This window comes from Achromobacter sp. LC458 (assembly GCF_001005835.2).
Lineage (GTDB): Bacteria > Pseudomonadota > Gammaproteobacteria > Burkholderiales > Burkholderiaceae_B > Achromobacter > Achromobacter spanius_B.
In genome coordinates this window covers 52,815-68,988 of the sequence record NZ_LBHW02000034.1, presented here as the reverse complement: position 1 = coordinate 68,988, position 16,174 = coordinate 52,815, and the positions used below count along the sequence as shown (strand labels likewise).

At 63.0% G+C, this 16,174-nt stretch carries 13 protein-coding genes; 5 read left to right on the top strand and 8 right to left on the bottom strand.

Features of this window, described 5'->3' with window-relative positions; genetic code table 11:
* Nucleotides 1-756 (bottom strand): transcriptional regulator GlcC (glcC, locus tag YH64_RS23120; RefSeq protein WP_143215498.1); only part of this gene is annotated, 756 nt, incomplete at its 3' end.
* Between the two features lie 238 nt (nt 757-994).
* Between glcC and YH64_RS23115 the strand changes: the two genes are divergently transcribed.
* The 3 genes from YH64_RS23115 (at nt 995) to YH64_RS23105 (ending at nt 5,151) form a co-directional block, all read left to right on the top strand.
* Complete coding sequence (locus YH64_RS23115; protein ID WP_046802928.1) at nt 995-3,175, top strand: malate synthase G; 2,181 nt, start codon at nt 995-997, stop codon at nt 3,173-3,175.
* 183 nt (nt 3,176-3,358) lie between these two features.
* Complete coding sequence (locus YH64_RS23110) at nt 3,359-3,976, top strand: TetR/AcrR family transcriptional regulator (protein WP_046802927.1); 618 nt, start codon at nt 3,359-3,361, stop codon at nt 3,974-3,976.
* A 317-nt stretch (nt 3,977-4,293) separates the two neighbouring features.
* On the top strand, nt 4,294-5,151 hold the full coding sequence (locus YH64_RS23105; protein WP_046802926.1) for a cysteine hydrolase: 858 nt from the start codon (nt 4,294-4,296) through the stop codon (nt 5,149-5,151).
* Nucleotides 5,152-5,294: 143 nt separating this feature from the next.
* On the opposite strand, the gene YH64_RS23100 is transcribed toward YH64_RS23105, so the two are convergent.
* From YH64_RS23100 to YH64_RS23080, 5 genes are all read right to left on the bottom strand, one after another.
* Entirely contained in the window at nt 5,295-5,918 is a 624-nt protein-coding gene (locus YH64_RS23100) for a TetR/AcrR family transcriptional regulator (protein ID WP_046802925.1), read from the bottom strand.
* Between the two features lie 127 nt (nt 5,919-6,045).
* On the bottom strand, nt 6,046-6,357 hold the full coding sequence (locus YH64_RS23095) for a DUF4148 domain-containing protein (protein WP_046802924.1): 312 nt from the start codon (nt 6,355-6,357) through the stop codon (nt 6,046-6,048).
* A gap of 99 nt (nt 6,358-6,456) precedes the next feature.
* Nucleotides 6,457-6,768, bottom strand: a complete 312-nt coding sequence (locus YH64_RS23090) for a DUF4148 domain-containing protein (protein ID WP_046802923.1) — start codon at nt 6,766-6,768, stop codon at nt 6,457-6,459.
* Between the two features lie 227 nt (nt 6,769-6,995).
* The gene (locus YH64_RS23085) at nt 6,996-7,736 is read right to left on the bottom strand and encodes a bifunctional 2-polyprenyl-6-hydroxyphenol methylase/3-demethylubiquinol 3-O-methyltransferase UbiG (RefSeq protein ID WP_046802922.1); all 741 of its coding nucleotides are present in this window, start codon (nt 7,734-7,736) and stop codon (nt 6,996-6,998) included.
* 75 nt (nt 7,737-7,811) lie between these two features.
* Nucleotides 7,812-8,789: an AraC family transcriptional regulator gene (locus YH64_RS23080; protein WP_046803122.1), complete on the bottom strand. Its 978-nt coding sequence runs from the start codon at nt 8,787-8,789 to the stop codon at nt 7,812-7,814.
* Between the two features lie 142 nt (nt 8,790-8,931).
* Between YH64_RS23080 and YH64_RS23075 the strand changes: the two genes are divergently transcribed.
* Nucleotides 8,932-11,151: a TonB-dependent siderophore receptor gene (locus tag YH64_RS23075; protein WP_046802921.1), complete on the top strand. Its 2,220-nt coding sequence runs from the start codon at nt 8,932-8,934 to the stop codon at nt 11,149-11,151.
* A gap of 8 nt (nt 11,152-11,159) precedes the next feature.
* Here the strand turns inward: YH64_RS23075 and YH64_RS23070 are convergent, their stop codons facing one another.
* Nucleotides 11,160-12,326 (bottom strand): mandelate racemase/muconate lactonizing enzyme family protein, encoded by a 1,167-nt coding sequence (locus YH64_RS23070; RefSeq protein ID WP_046802920.1) that lies wholly within the window; start codon nt 12,324-12,326, stop codon nt 11,160-11,162.
* 112 nt (nt 12,327-12,438) lie between these two features.
* On the opposite strand from YH64_RS23070, the gene YH64_RS23065 reads away from it, so the two are divergent.
* Nucleotides 12,439-13,338, top strand: coding sequence for a LysR family transcriptional regulator (locus YH64_RS23065; RefSeq protein ID WP_046802919.1), 900 nt, complete (start codon nt 12,439-12,441; stop codon nt 13,336-13,338).
* Here the strand turns inward: YH64_RS23065 and YH64_RS23060 are convergent, their stop codons facing one another.
* Nucleotides 13,339-16,131 carry a GLUG motif-containing protein gene (locus tag YH64_RS23060; RefSeq protein ID WP_082134335.1) on the bottom strand — a complete coding sequence of 931 codons (2,793 nt, stop codon included), beginning with the start codon at nt 16,129-16,131 and terminating at the stop codon, nt 13,339-13,341.
* Between the last annotated feature and the right edge of the window lie 43 nt (nt 16,132-16,174).

The following is a 16,174-nucleotide window of genomic DNA, read 5'->3' as shown; positions in this document are numbered from 1 at the left end:
GCCTTCCAGACGCAGCGTCGCGCGCACCAGGCGCTGTTCTTCCTGTTCGATATCCGACAAACTCTGCCGCACGCTGTCCACATGGTCGGCGGCGGCTTTGCGCGCCTGTTCGGGCTGGCGCCCCGTCACCGCGTTGTACAGCCGGGTGTGCTGACGGTCGATCTGCCGCTTTTCCGGTTCGCGGTGATACAGGTTATTGACGCATGCAAAAACCGACCCCAGCAGCAGGTCGGTCAGCGATTGCAGCGTATGCACCAGCACCGGGTTGTGCGACGCCTCGCAGATCGCCAGGTGAAACGCGTGGTCCAGATGGGCGTGCGTGGCTGTGTCGGTGGCCGTGCCCTGCGCGGCAACCATGTCGTCATAACGCCGGCGGATCATGATGAAGTCGGCTTCGGTGCCCCGGATGGCAGCCAGCCGGGCGGATTCCGCTTCAAGCAACGAGCGCACTTCCAGCAGGTCGTACAGCGTGCGCGGCTGCGAATTGAACAGGTGCATCAGCGGCCCGGCATCCACCTTCGAGATGTGCGCCACGAAGGACCCCTTGCCTTGCGCGGTGTGAATGATTTCACGCGCGCGCAGCAGCTTCAGGCCTTCGCGCAGCGCGGTGCGCGACACGCCCAGCTTTTCGGTCAGTCGCCTTTCCGACGGCAAGGCCTGCCCCGCCTTGAGTACGCCATCCAGGATCAGGCGTTCGATTCGCTCGGCGACTTCATCCGCCACCTGGCGAGGCTTTTCTTCTGTTTCCGCGTACATGCAATCTCCGCACCAGTGGTATGACCAAGCCGGCCATTGGGTTTCGGCTATCCGCCACACCTCTGTAAGGTGCTGATATAAAAACACAAAAATCGCCTGCCTGTCTTACGGCGACTAAATAAACTGGTATGACCAGTTGGTTTTCGGGTAGACATGGGCGCGGGTGCGAACGATGATGTCAGGACAGATTCGCCCGGCGCCCGGCGCCGGCCAGCCCTTCTTACCGCTAGAGACCCGCATGACTCAACGCACCCAGCAACACGGCCTGCAAGTGGCGGCCAATCTCACCCAATTCATCGAACAGGAAGCCCTGCCCGGCACCGGCCTGGATGCAGACAGCTTCTGGCAGGGTTTTGCGGCGCTGGTACATGACCTGGCGCCCAAGAACCGCGCCCTGCTGGCCGAACGCGACCGTCTGCAAGCCGAGCTCGACGCCTGGCACCGCGCCAACCCCGGCCCCATCGCCGACCCGGCCGCCTACCGCAAGTTTCTGGAAGGCATCGGCTACCTGCTGCCCCAACCGGCAAGCGTGCAAGCCACCACCGACAACGTCGATACCGAAATCTCGCAGCAGGCCGGTCCGCAGCTGGTCGTGCCGATGTCCAACTCGCGCTATGCATTGAATGCCGCCAACGCACGCTGGGGCAGTCTGTACGACGCGCTTTACGGCACCGACGCCATCCCTGCCACGCCCGGCGATACGGGCAAGGGCTACAACCCCGAGCGCGGCGCCGCGGTCATTGCGCGCGCGCGCAGCTTTCTGGACACGGCCGCCCCGCTGGCCAATGGCTCGCACGCCGATGCGCAAAGCTACACCGTTGAAGGCGACCAACTGCGCGTCAACCTGGCCAAGGGCGTGGTCACCGGGCTGAAATTCGGCTCGCAATTCGCCGGCTACCAAGGCGACGCGTCGGCCCCCAAGGCCATCTTGCTCAAGAACAACGGCCTGCACTTTGAAATCCAGATCGATCGCGCCAACGCCATCGGCAGCACCGACGCCGCGGGCGTGAAAGACGTGCTGGTCGAAGCCGCGCTGACCACCATCATGGACTGCGAAGACTCGGTTGCCGCCGTCGATGCCGACGACAAGGTGCACATCTATCGCAACTGGCTGGGCCTGATGAAGGGCGACCTGACCGAAGCCGTCACCAAGGCCGGCAAAACCTTCACGCGCAAGCTGAACGCCGACCGCCAGTACACGCGTCCGGACGGCAGCGCGCTGACCTTGCACGGCCGCTCGTTGATGTTCGTGCGCAACGTGGGCCACCTGATGACCAACCCGGCCATTCTTGACCGCGACGGCCAGGAAATCCCCGAAGGCATTCTGGACGCCGTCGTCACCAGCCTGGCCGCGCTGCACGACCGCACCGCCAAGCTGAATTCGCGCACCGGGTCCGTCTACATCGTGAAGCCCAAGATGCACGGCCCGGCCGAAGCGGCCTTCGCCAGCGAATTGTTCGACCGCGTCGAAGACCTGATCAAGGTGCCGCGCAACACCCTGAAAATGGGGATCATGGATGAAGAGCGCCGCACCAGCATCAACCTGAAAGCGTGCATCGGCGCCGCCGCATCGCGCGTGGCGTTCATCAACACGGGCTTCCTGGACCGCACCGGCGACGAGATGCACTCCAGCATGGAAGCGGGCCCGATGCTGCGCAAGGGCGACATGAAGTCCACCGCGTGGATCACCGCCTACGAACGCAACAACGTGCTGGTGGGCCTGGACACGGGCCTGCGCGGCCGCGCCCAGATCGGCAAGGGCATGTGGGCCATGCCCGACCTGATGGCCGCCATGCTGGAACAGAAAATTGCCCATCCGAAGGCCGGCGCCAACACCGCCTGGGTCCCCTCGCCCACGGCCGCCACGCTGCACGCGCTGCACTATCACCAGATCGACGTGCAAGCGGTGCAGAAGGAACTGGAACGCACCAAGCTGGACAGCGTGCGCGACGACTTGCTGGGCGGGCTGTTGAGCGTGCCGGTGGGCGATCCGTCCAAGTGGTCCGCCGCCGACATCCAGCAGGAGCTGGACAACAACGTGCAGGGCATCCTGGGATACGTCGTGCGCTGGATCGACCAGGGCGTGGGCTGCTCGAAGGTGCCCGACATCCATAACGTCGGCCTGATGGAAGACCGCGCCACGCTGCGCATTTCCAGCCAGCACATCGCCAATTGGCTGCGCCACGGCGTGACCAACAAGGAACAGGTCACGGAAACCTTCAAGCGCATGGCCAAGGTCGTTGATGGCCAGAACGCCGGCGACCCGCTCTACCAGCCGATGGCCGGCAATTTCGACACGTCGCTGGCCTTCAAGGCGGCCTGCGCACTGGTGTTCGAAGGCTTGACGCAGCCCAACGGCTATACCGAACCGTTGCTGCACAAGTACCGTCTGCAATTCAAGGCCGCCGCGCAGGCCTGACCGCCGATCGCGCGGATCATTGCACACCAAACCGGGCAGCTTGAGCTGTCCGGTTTTTTTTGCTCTGCATCAGGCTCGCGCCAGCGCATGTGGACTGCTGACCGGCGGCTGGCGACTCGCGACTCGCGACTGCACGCAAAAAATAGCCGGCCCATTTCGCACGACCGTGCTAAATTCCGCTTCATGACTGCCAAAACGGAAAAAAGCGAGCTGACCTTGGCGGCCATTGTGGACGCGGCCTTGGCCATGGCCGCCACCCAGGGCATGGAAAGCCTGTCGCTGGGCCAGGTCGCCAAGCGGCTGGGCATCAGCAAAAGCGGTGTGTTTTCCCGCGTGGGCTCGCTGGAAGCCTTGCAGCAGGCCGTGCTGGACGAATATGACCGCCGCTTTGTGGCGGCCGTTTTCACCCCTGCCATGGCGTACCCGCGCGGGCTGCCCCGCTTGACCGCGTTGGTATCGCTGTGGGTGGAACGCGCCAGCAACGTTGAAATGGCCACGGGCTGCGTCTACGTGGCCGGCGCGTTCGAATACGACGATGTGGAATCGCCGCTGCGCGCCTTGCTGGAAAACAACCTGCGTCGATGGCGCGCCGCTATGGTCCGCACGGTGCGCCAGGCGCTGGACGCCGGCCATCTCCGGCCGGATACCGACCCCGAACAACTCGTCTTCGAGGTGTACAGCCTGATGATCGGGCTGATGCATGACGCGCGTTTCCTGCGCGATCCGCAAGCGCCCGCGCGCGTGCGGGCGGCCTATGACAGGCTGATATCAACGTACCGCAGCTTCACAATTTCAGAATGACGGGTGGCGTGACAGGCGTGGAAGCACGCCTGTGGCTCGATCCGGATTGATTTGACGCAGGCGGCATCGTCCGCCCCCTTGCCGGCCGATGCCGGCGTTTTAATCGCTCAATTTCGCACGATCGTGCGAAATATGAACAGGAGCTTGTCATGTGGATACTGATCGCGCTGGCCGTCTTGGCCGTCATCGCCTGCCTTTGGCGGCAATGGACGGCGCTGCTGCGTCAATTGCCCGACCGCGCCGAACATCTGGTCCTGTTCTAGTGAACAACGGCGATCCCGGTCTATATTCCGGTCTAGTCCCAATCGAATTTCGCCATGCCGCGTTCCGTCCATCTACTGATCGTCGATCCGCAGAACGACTTCTGCGATTTGCCCGAGCCCTACCTGCCGCGCGACCCGCTGACCGGCCAAGCCACGCAGCCCGCGCTGCCCGTGCCCGGCGCGCATGCCGACATGCAGCGGCTGGCAAGTTTCATTGACGCCACCGCCTCCGCACTGACCTCGATCACCGTAACGCTGGACTCCCACCATCGCGTCGACATCGCGCATCCCACGTTCTGGCACACCGGCAAGGGCGAGCCCGTCGCCCCCTACACGCCGATAACCGCCGCGCAGCTGCGCGCCGGCCAGTTCGTGCCACGCCATGCCGACGACCTGCCCCGAACCGCCACCTACCTGGACGAACTGGAAGCACGCGGCCGCTACACGCTGATGGTGTGGCCCGTGCATTGCGAGATCGGCACCTGGGGGCACAACGTGCATCCCGACGTGCGCGCCGCGTACAACCGCTGGGAAGACGCCGGCCAATTCATCGTGCGCAAGGTGCCCAAAGGCACCAACCCGTGGACCGAGCACTACAGCGCCTTGATGGCCGAAGTGCCAGACCCCGACGATCCGCGCAGCCAGTTGAACCGCGCGCTGCTGGGATCGCTGGATCGCTCAGACCTGATTCTGGTCGCGGGCGAGGCCGGCAGCCATTGCGTGCGCGCCACCGTCGAACATCTGGCCGAGCATCTGCCCGGCGGCAACCTGTCCCGCATCGTCCTGCTGACCGATTGCATGAGCCCCGTGGCCGGATTCGCCGACGCACAAACCGCGTTCTTGCAACGCATGCGAGACCTGGGCATGCAAGAACGCACCAGCGTGGACATGGCGCGCGCATTGCAACACTGAGCGCGCAATGACAACGGCCGCCTGCAAATGCGGGGCGGCCGTGATGGGAAATCGGATTCACTGCTGACTGCTGGCTGCTCAATGCGGAGCGCTGACCGGCGCGAAAATCCGCGCCGTCGCGATTTTTTTACGTCTGGCCGCAGTTACACAGCGGGTGCGGATTCGGCTGCGGCTGCGGCGGGCTTGGCTGCCTTGTCGCACTCCACATACAACGCACGGATGGCCTCGCACAATGCGGGCGGCTGCTGGAATAGCCGCGACACCAGCAGGCAACCTTGGACGGTGGCAAACACCGCGCGGCCGGCCGCATCGGCGGTACCCGAGAACTTCAGCGTCCCCTGCGCCGCGCCTTCAGCCAGCACACGCGCCAGCCACGCTTCGTGGGCACGGAAAAATCCCTGCAACGCGCCGCGCACACGGTCGGAAAGGCTCATGATGTCGGCGGCCAACATGCCGCCCAAACACAGTTCGCCCGAGCCGCAAGCCCGCGATTCCATCATCGACAGGTATTGCTCCAGCTGCGCCTGGGCGGGCTGCGCGGTATCAATGGCACGGACGGCGCCCAGCGCGCGCGCGCTGTAGGCCTCGACTGCTTCATACAGCAGGTCGTCCTTGCCAGGAAAGTAGTAGTGGATGCTGGACGTCTTCACGCCCACATGCTCCGCCAGATCGCGGTAGCTGAAACCATTGCATCCGCGCGTGCGGATGAGCTTCTCGGCGTGCGCCAGCAGCAGGTCTCGGGTGGTGTTGGGGGTCGGGGTGTCCATGGCTGAATATTACCTACTAATAGGTCGGTCCGTCATTGGTGGCCGCCCTAGGGTGTGGGCCTTGGCCCGTGCGAACCCCGGCCGGGAAACATCCCGCCCCCCGGGGTTCGCATGTGCCGGCATCGGCTTAGCCTTGCACGGGCGGGTAGTCCAGTTCGCCGCTTTCGGTCAGGCCTTGAGCGCGGGCAGCCGCCAATTCCTGCTTGACCTGTTCGCGGCTCTTGTCGGCGCCAACCGACGCGAATGACGTGGCGGCGTAGCCTTCTTCGCCCGACACCAGCTGCCCATTCGCGCGGGCGGCGGCCAACTCTTGCTGCACTTGGGCACGCGTCACGGTGCTGGCGGTGTTCAGTTCGGGCGGGTAGTCCAGTTCGCCGGCTTGAGCGGCGGCACCGATGAACGAGGCGGACAAAATCAGGGCGGATACGAGGGTCTTCATGGTGAATCTCCAGTAGAAAGGGATGCTGCGTGATGCGGATCAGGGGTACGTCGCGTTTGTGAAGCTATCTATGACTAGATAGACAAGCACTTAAAAAAATCAGCCTTGAACGGGCGGGTAATCCAGTTCGCCGCTGTCGGTCAGGCCTTGAGCACGGGCAGCGGCCAGTTCTTGCTTGACCTGGGCGCGGGTCTTGTCGGCGCCAACGGAGGCAAACGCGGTCGCGGCGTAACCTTCTTCACCGGACACCAGCTCGCCATTTGCACGGGCGGCGGCCAGTTCTTGCTGCACTTGGGCACGCGTCACGGTGCTGGCCGTGTTCAATTCGGGCGGGTAGTCCAGTTCGCCGGCTTGAGCAGCGGCACCGATGAACGAGGCGGACAAAATCAGGGCGGATACGAGCGTCTTCATGGTTGATCTCCAGATGAATAAACGAGGCTTGCGTTGATTCGATTAAGCTACGGTTTTTGGTTTAGCTATCTACTTGTAGGTAGACAACCGAGGAAATAAAAAAGCGGTCCTACTGTATTTCTGGCTTCGGCGTCAGCGGCGTTTTGCGTGTGCTGCGTCGATGGATGAATCTTACCTACTACTAGATAGACAACGCAAGCGGGTTTTGTGAAACCAAATATTTCGGCCTATCGGGTCGCCGCCACCAGTACCATCATCGGCCGATCCCTCTCTTCGGCAAGCGCGGGCTGGGCGGCCAGTTGTTCCTGGGTAGGCGCCCACTCTTGCACGTGCGTGATGGTGAACCCGGTCTGGATCAGCAAGTTCAGATAAGCGCCCAGCGTACGGTGCTGCTTGATGACGCCCTTGGCCAACCAGTCCGTGGTGCGCGGCCCTTGAACGGCGTACTGGTTCAGCGGCCAGATGCGCCGGCCCGAGGGGTCCTGCACGAAGGCGGGGCTGGCGGGCGCCGTGTAGATCGGGTGTTCCGCCGAGAACACGAAATGCCCGCCCGGCACCAACGCTTGATGGACGGTGGCAAAAAGCTTAGCCAGCCGCTCGATGTAGTGCAGCGTCAACGAGCTGTAGGCCAGGTCGTAAGTAGCTGGCGGCAATTGCAGTTGTTCCAGGTCGGCGCGCTGATACACGATGCCGCCGGCGGCTGCCGAGGCAGGCGTGCCACCACGAGCCCGGTCCAGCATGTTTTGCGACACGTCCAGACCCAGTATCTCGCTGGCGCCCTGCGCCTGGGCCCATCGGCAGAACCAGCCGAAGCCGCAACCCAGGTCCACGACGCGGCGGCCCTGCAACGGTGGAATCAGCGCGCGTAACGCCGGCCATTCGGGCGCGCCGTCCAGGCCGTGCACCGACCGCGCCATCTGGCTGTAAGCCTCGAAAAACTCGGCAGTGTCATAGATGTTTTGCGTCATGGTGGTGTGCCCCTTGCGATGCGCCAGCGCCGGCCCGAACCGGGCTCGGCAAGACTTGGCCGGCGTTGCTGCACCTTACCAGGACCGTGGCGACGCGCCATAGCGCGCCTTGAAGACCTTGCTGAAATGGCTAAGGCTGGAAAAGCCGACCTCGCCCGCCGCCTGCGTCACGCTCATGCCTGCTTGCAGCAGATCCGATGCGCGCGCCAGCCGCATTTCGCTTAAATACGCATGCACCGATCTGCCCACGCATTCACGCATCAACTGCTGAAGCCGCTTTTCGGACAAGCCTACTTCCCGGGCAAGGCGCCCCGGCGGCCAATGCTCGGCGCACCGATCGCGCAATAGCTCGCACGCGCGGTGCACGCGTTGATGTTCGTGCGCCAAGGGGCCCGCCAGCGCGTCGGGCAACGACAGCAATTGCACAAAGGCCGACAGCATTTCCAGCGATTTAGCGCAATACCAAAGCCGCCGCGCTTCCGGCGCGGGTGGGGCCTCGCCGGTCAGGCTGCCCGCCAGCGCCAGCAAGCTGGTCGGGGCATCCAGCGATGCCACCAGGGACCCTTGCGCCGGCACGCTGACGTCGCGGTGAAACCGCTTGCGCAGCAGCGCAACCGGCATCGAACCACTTGCGCGCGTCAACGCGTCGGGCGTGTAGCGCACGTCTATCATCCGCACGCGGCGATGGGCCGGCAGGTGTGTTGCCCAGCCGACGGCGTGTTCGTGGTTGAACAAAAGCGCCGCGCCACCGGCCACCTTCAGGGGCTCGCCGCCTTCCACCGCCAGCACAGCCTCGCCTTCCAGCCAGACCTGCATGCCGAACACCGGGGCGCCCGGCGCGGGAATCGTCAGCGTCCGACGGGGCGATCCGTCCAGCACCACCAGGCTGACGCCGTCGTCCACCCTCAGCACGCGCTCGATCACGTCTTCCCAATCATCCGTGGCCGGTACGGTCGGCAGCGTGCCGCGCCACCACTCGTGCCGCTTGGGCGGTGCGGTGCTGGGCTCGGGCAGAGACAGAATGGGCAAGGGCGCGGCGGCGCTGGCGGGCATGGGAAAGGGGCGCAAAAACGGGGCAGCAGCAAAACCGTCAAACGGCGCCGAAAAAACGTCAGACAGCAAAAGCGGGATCTGGAATCATGCCGACGCACAGAAATGATTCTTGTTAATTATAAATTGATCCAGGGGTAACACCGTGTCCTTTTCAGTCAAGCCGCTGCCGCTGGCGTTGCTGGCCGCCCTTGCGGCGTCCGCATCCGCCTCTGCCATCGCGCAAACCACCCAGCCCGCCCAAGCCACCGGTAACGGCGTCACCACCCTGGCGCCGGTCGTGGTGCAAGGGGTGCGCGACGCGTCGCCGACCTCCGGCGCGGACTATGTGGCCACGCGCAGCCGCTCGGGCACCAAGTCAGATGCCGAACTGATCAACACGCCCCAGACGATCAACGTCATTACCCGCAAAGAAATGGACGAACGCGGCGTCACCTCGGTCGCGCAAGCCGTGCGTTACACCCCCGGCGTCTTCGCCCAATACGGCGACAACGACGTGCGCTATGACTGGCTGACCGTGCGGGGCTTCACGCCGTCGCGCTATCTGGACGGACTGCTGCTGCCCTTCGGCGCGCGCGGCTATTCGCAACCGCGCATCGACACCTACGGCCTGGAACGCATCGAAATCCTGAAAGGCCCGTCGTCCGGACTGTATGGGCAAAGCGCGCCAGGCGGCCTGGTCAACATGACCAGCAAGCGCCCCACCGCCGAACCCATCAATGAAGTGGTGTTGCAGGCAGGCAGCTTCAACCGCTATCAAGGCGCGTTCGATTTCTCGGGCCCCGCCGACGAAGAAGGCAAGTTTCTGTACCGCTTGACGGGCACGCTGCGCGACAGCGACACGCAATACCAGCACGTAGACGATGAACGCCAGTTCATCGCGCCCAGCTTCACGTGGCGCCCGTCATCCGACACCAGCTTGAACGTCAGCGCGCAGTACCAGAAGATCACCAGCCACGGCGGCGGCGGCGCCCCCGTGCTGCCCGTCATCGGCACGCTGGAAAAAAGCGCCACGGCGGGCTACATCCCGCGCGACCGCTTTGTCGGCGAGCCCGGATACGACATCTTCACCAACGAACAAACCATGGTCGGCTACACGCTGGACCACCGCTTGAACGACACGTGGAGCCTGCGCCAAAGCGCCCGCTACACCAATGTCGACACCAACACGCGGCGCGTGCAGATCGGCGCCATGGTGTCGGACACGCAGGCCATCCGTTACGCCTGGGCGTTTCCGGAAACGTCGCATACCTTCCAGATCGACAACCAGTTGAATGCCAAATTCAACGCCGGTCCCACGCGCCATGACATCACCTTCGGCCTGGACTACCTGCGCGAAAAATCCCGCTATAACGAAAGCAGCCTGGGCCTGATGCTGCCCCCGGCCTCGCCGCTGTTCAACGTGTTCGACCCGGACTACGGCACGTCCGTGACGCGCCCGCCCACGGCCACCAAAATCAACATGACGCGCAGCCAGCTGGGCCTGTACGCGCAAGACCAGATTGAACTGGACCGCCTGCGCTTCACCTTCGCCGGCCGTTATGACTGGACCGAAGGCACCACCGACAACGGCGTCGCGGGTAGCGGCGGCCAATGGGGCTGGACGTCGCGCAGCGCCGATGCCGACCGCTTCACCGGCCGCGCCGGCGTGACCTACCGCTTTGACAACGGCATCGCGCCGTACTTCAGCTATTCCACGTCGTTTCAGCCGATGACCGGCATCACGCGCGACGGCTCGCCGCTCAAGCCCACTACGGGTGAGCAATACGAGGCCGGCGTGAAATACCAGCCCGAGGGCTACGACAGCTTTGTCACGCTGTCGGCCTTCCAGATCACGCAGAAAAACGTCAGCACGCCCGACCCGGTCAACACCAGCTTTGTGGTGCAGACGGGCGAAACGCAGGTGCAGGGCATCGAGCTGGAAGGCAAGGCCAGCTTTGACAGCGGGCTGGACCTGACGATGTCGTATGCGCTGAGCGATAGCGAAGTCACCAAGACCAACGTCGCCGCCCAGCGCGGCAACCAGATGATTTTCGTGCCGCGCCATCAAGCCGCGCTGTGGGCCGACTACACCCTGCGCGAAGGTCCGCTGCAAGGCGTCGGCGTGGGCGCGGGCGTCACGTACCGTGGCGGCTTCTACGGCGACTTGAACAACCGCTACGCCCTGCCCGCCGTCACCCTGGTGGACGCCGCTATCCGCTACGACCTTGGCCGCGTCAGCCCCACCCTGGCCGGCGCGCAAGTCGCGCTGAACGTGTCCAACCTGTTCGACAAGCGCTACGTCGCCAACTGCCTGGGCACGGCCGTCAGTTGCTACTGGGGCGCCGAACGCACGGTGATGGCGACGTTGCGGTATCGCTGGTAGGTCGGGCCCTACGCCGACAATTGCCGCATGACGGCGATCAGGTCCGACTTGCCTTCGAACCCGATGCCGGGAAGTTCCGGCATCGTGACGTAGCCGCCGTCGACTTTCACACCATCGGGAAAGCCGCCAAATGGCTGGAACAGGTCCGGGTAGCTTTCATTGCCGCCCAGGCCCAAGCCCGCTGCAATGTTCAACGACATCTGGTGGCCGCCGTGCGGAATGCAGCGGCTGGCCGACCAGCCGTGCTCGCGCAGCATGTCCAGCGTGCGCAGATACTCCACCAGCCCGTAGCTCAACGCGCAATCGAATTGCAGCCAATCGCGGTCCGGGCGCATGCCGCCGTATCGGATCAGGTTGCGCGCGTCCTGCATGGAAAACAGGTTTTCGCCCGTCGCCATCGGGTTGTTGTAGTAGTTGCGCAAGGTGGCCTGCAACTCGTAATCCAGCGGGTCGCCCGCCTCTTCGTACCAGAACAGGTCGTACTGCGACAGCGCCTTGGCATACTGAATGGCCGTATCCAGATCGAAGCGGCCGTTGGCGTCCACCGCCAGCTTCTGCCCGTCTTGCAGCACGCTCAAGATGGAATCGATGCGGCGCAGGTCCTCGTCCAGCGACGCGCCGCCAATCTTCTTCTTCACCACCGTGTAGCCACGATCGATGTAGCTGCGCATTTCATCCTTGAGCTTGCCGTGGTCCTGGCCCGGGTAGTAATACCCGCCGGCCGCGTAGACAAACACGCGGCGGTCGGCTTGCCCATTCCCGTAGCGATCCGCCAGCAACTGGAACAGCGGCTTGCCTTCGATCTTGGCGACCGCATCCCACACCGCCATGTCGATGGTGCCAATCGCCACCGAGCGCTCGCCATGGCCGCCCGGCTTTTCGTTCGTGAACATCGCGCCCCAGATCTTGTGCGGGTCCAGATTCTTGCCCGTCGCGTCCACGAGCGATTCTGGGTCGGCTTCCATCACGCGCGGAATAAAGCGCTCGCGCATCAGCTTGCCCTGGCCGTATCTGCCATTCGAATTGAAGCCGTAGCCCACCACCGGCTTGCCGTCGCGGATCACGTCGGTGATCACAGCGACCAAGCTCAGCGTCATCTTGCTGAAATCGATATAGGCGTTGCGGATGGGCGAGCTGATGGGCAGCGTCTGTTCGCGGATCTCGACGATTCTCATGGGTGTCTCCTGATGCGCCGGCTGTGGCGGCGTAGGTAAGTTCAGAACCCCTAGCGTAGAGGCGAATACCCGCACTAAGATTCACCCATATTCATTTGATTATTAACTTTCAGTGAAAACCGACATCGCGTCCGAATTGGAGTTCTTCATCCATCTGGCCCGCCTGGGCAGCCTTTCGGCGGCCGCGCGCGAACTCGACCTGACGCCCCCCGCCGCCACCAAGCGCCTGGCGCTGATGGAACGGCGCTTGGGCGTGCGGCTGGTCAACCGCAGCACCCGCAACCTCAGCCTGACTCCCGAGGGCGAAACCTACCTGGCGCACGCGTCAAAGATCCTTGAAGACCTGCGCGCGATGGAAGACGCGGTTTCCAGCAGCGGCGGCATACCACGCGGCCCGCTAAAAGTGAACGCCACCTTGGGATTTGGCCGCACCACCATCGCCCCGCTGGTCTCGGACTTTGCCAAGCGCTATCCCGACGTGCAGGTACAGCTGGACGTGACGGACCGGCCGGTGGACCTGGTGGAAGGCGGATTCGACCTGGCGATCCGTTTCGGCGAACTGCCCGACAGACGCCTCAGCGCCCGGCGCGTCATGTCCAACGGCCGCTTCCTGTGCGCGTCCCCGCGCTATCTGGACAAGCACGGCACCCCCGCCACGCTGGCCGATCTGGCCTCGCACCGCTGCATCCTGCATACGCAAAACGACGAAGCACACGGCGTCTGGCGATTCACCCGCGAAGGCGAAAGCGTGGCAATCAAGGTGGATGGGGCGCTGTCCAGTAATGACGGGGATATCGTGCTGGGCTGGGCACTGGACGGCCATGGCATCTTGATCCGCTCGGAATGGGATCTGGCCAAGTATTTAAAAAGCGGACGGCTGCGAGTGGTATTACCCGACTACACGCTGCCGTCCGCCGACCTCTTTGTGTATTACCCGCAACGCAGAAATCAAACTGCGCGGGCGCGGGCGTTTATTGATTATCTGGTTGAGGTGTTTCAGCGGGCGGGATGATTACCAGTCGAAGGTGCCTTGGTCGATGCCAACTTGGGGGCCGTCTTCACCGTCAACAGCGCCGGAACCCAAGGATTGGCGGATTTCGCTGATCGATCCATAGGAATCGGGGTGGACGTTCCATCCCACCAAACTGCCCTTGATACCGTTGCCCGAGACGGCTCCGCTGGAATAAGACTGCTCGATCACGCCGGTGTTAAGCCCGACCAATCCTCCCACTGCGTCCTGATCGTGTCGCCCTATGGCGTTGCCGCTAGCGTACGAATTCGCGATCAAACCGTCGTTGCCGCCTACCAGCCCGCCAATCGTACCGATCGGATGCCTGGGGTTGTGAGCGCCGGCAGTCGCCGTACCGCTTGCGGAAGAATCGCGGATCGTTCCGCGTCGCGTGTTCTCTCCGACCAAGCCCCCTACCGCGCTATCCTGGCCGCCATTCGCATCGCCCGATGCGTGGCTGCGATCGATCAACCCGGCGTTATTTCCGACCAACCCGCCCGCGCCTCGGAAGAAGGAACGGGTTGTTGCGTTTCCTGATGCCCGAGAATCGGTGATTATCCCTGTGTCCGTATTGACTCCAGTCAAACCGCCGGAGTCATAATCTCCAACGGAGTTGCCGCGAGCACGGCTGTTGCTGATTTTGCCGCGATTAACGCCGGCCAGCCCTCCCGAATAGAAGGTGGAAGTGACATTCCCCGTTGCGTAGGAATGTTCGATCGTTCCCTCGCGGCTGTTTGTACCGACCAAACCACCGCTCATCGCCAGCCCCCCATGAACGTCTGCTGTCGAATAGGAATGCGCGACGCGCCCGGCGTTGTCGCCGACCAAGCCGCCGGCGTCTCCGACTTGACCGCTATAGACGGAAACGCCTCGCACCACGGTGCTGGAATGTGAATGAAGCACCTCGCCCTCGTTGAAGCCCACAAGCCCCCCAAGCGAGTCTCTGTATTGCGACGTACTGATCTGGCCGGAAGAGTGGGCGTACTTGACCACACCATGGTTGGCGCCAACCAGCCCCCCAACGGAATTGAATCGGTCGGGGCGGTCGACGGAAATGTTCTGGTTCAGCACGCCGATATTCCGGAGCACACCATAGGAAGCGCTGAATACTCCCACCTGTCTTACGGTATTCGAGGAATCGAATTTAATCGTCAGATTGTCGATCGAATGTCCCAAGCCAGTCAGCGTCCCCGTGAATCTGTCTTTGGTGCTCCATCGATCTCCTCCAATGGGAGCAAATCCCCTGCCCGCATTCCAATCCGCCGTCTCGCTCGCGTCGATTTGGTTGGCCAAAGCGTAGTGACCGTCCAGACCCTTCTCAATGGCCTGAAGCTCATGCACATCGCGGATAAGTTGATAATGCTGCCCGTTGATACGCAAGCTTGCTTGTGACCCCGGCAACGTCACTGCGACATCCTTGCCCAGGATATAGTCCGCGTCCGTACCGTGGTTTATGACAACCCCCGCCTTATCCCCACTTGCTTCGACATTCGCATTCAGCCGCACGGATTTATTGGCATCCAGGCTCAGCGTAGTGTCAGCATCCCAGCTGATCTCTTCCAGGACGCGAATGTCGGCTTGGGTGGATGTCAGCGCAATATTGTTGTTGGCCAACTGCTGGTTCAGATGCTCGCCACTGATGCCGCTGACCAACGGCACTTCCTGCGTTGTCACGCTGATCTGATCGGCTTCAAGCGTCAACCAGCCGCCGTTGCCCGCGGCCGCGCGCGTATCAACTTGTGCGCTGCCTTCCATCTGCACTTGCCGACCTTGGACCAGAACATTGCCGCCGTCGCCTTCGCCGCCAGCTGTCGCCAGTAGATTGCCCCGCAGGTCCACGCGTTGACCTTGCACCGTAATATCGCCAGCACTGCCACTGAACGCGCTGGCGTTCAATGTGCCTGCGGCCAATACCGTGCCTTGCACGCCACCGTCCAGCACGATATTGCCCGAGCGGCCATTCAAGCTTTGTGCTTCGATCAGCCCTTGGTTGTTCACCACCGCATGCGCCACGGCATCGCCGGCGCGCGCTTTAAGCGTCACTTGGCCACCTTGCGCCGTCAGCGCGTTGTGGTTGCTGACCAGCGCATTCAGGGTGTCCTGATCTATCTCCACGTTCAGCAGTCCATCGTCTGAAGCACCGAGCGTAATTCGTTTACCCGCCGCCAGCGCGATGGCGCCCTGCTTTGCGCGGATAACACCCTTGTTTTCGACCTGCCCGCCCAGCAACGCGATCGTTCCGCCCTCCGTCGCGACCAACACGCCTTCGTTAACAACGCCTGCCGGTGCCGCGCGATCGCCGACAAAGCGCAGTATGTTTCCTTGCATATCAATATTGCTCAGGTTCAGTGTGGACCCCACCAACCCGCCCACGTTGACCTTTGCCGTCTTGCCGAACAAGATGCCGTTCGGATTAATAATGAACACGCGGCCGTTGGCGTTAAGCTGGCCCATGATCTTGCTGCCGTCGTTGCCGATGACGCGGTTCAGTGCAATGGCGTTGACGTGCGGCTGGTGAAAATCGACCCGACTACCCGAGGCAATATTGAAGCTGTCCCAATCAATGGACAGCTTGTAGGTGGTCTGCTCGATTTTCTGCGACAGGCGATTGGGTTCGGAGATGCTGGCTTGCCCGATGGTGATCTTGCCGCCGGAGGGCAGATTCTGGCCATAGGCCGCACCTGCAAGCAATAGCATGGAGGATGACATGCCCGCCAAAATCGGCAATGCCGTTCTCAATAGAGGGCGTGCACGTCGTTGTCTTTTATTCTTGGTGTTAAGGCCGCGGTGAATCATTACGTTCTCCTCGTCTTGATAATCCAGACGAGGCTAGCACGCG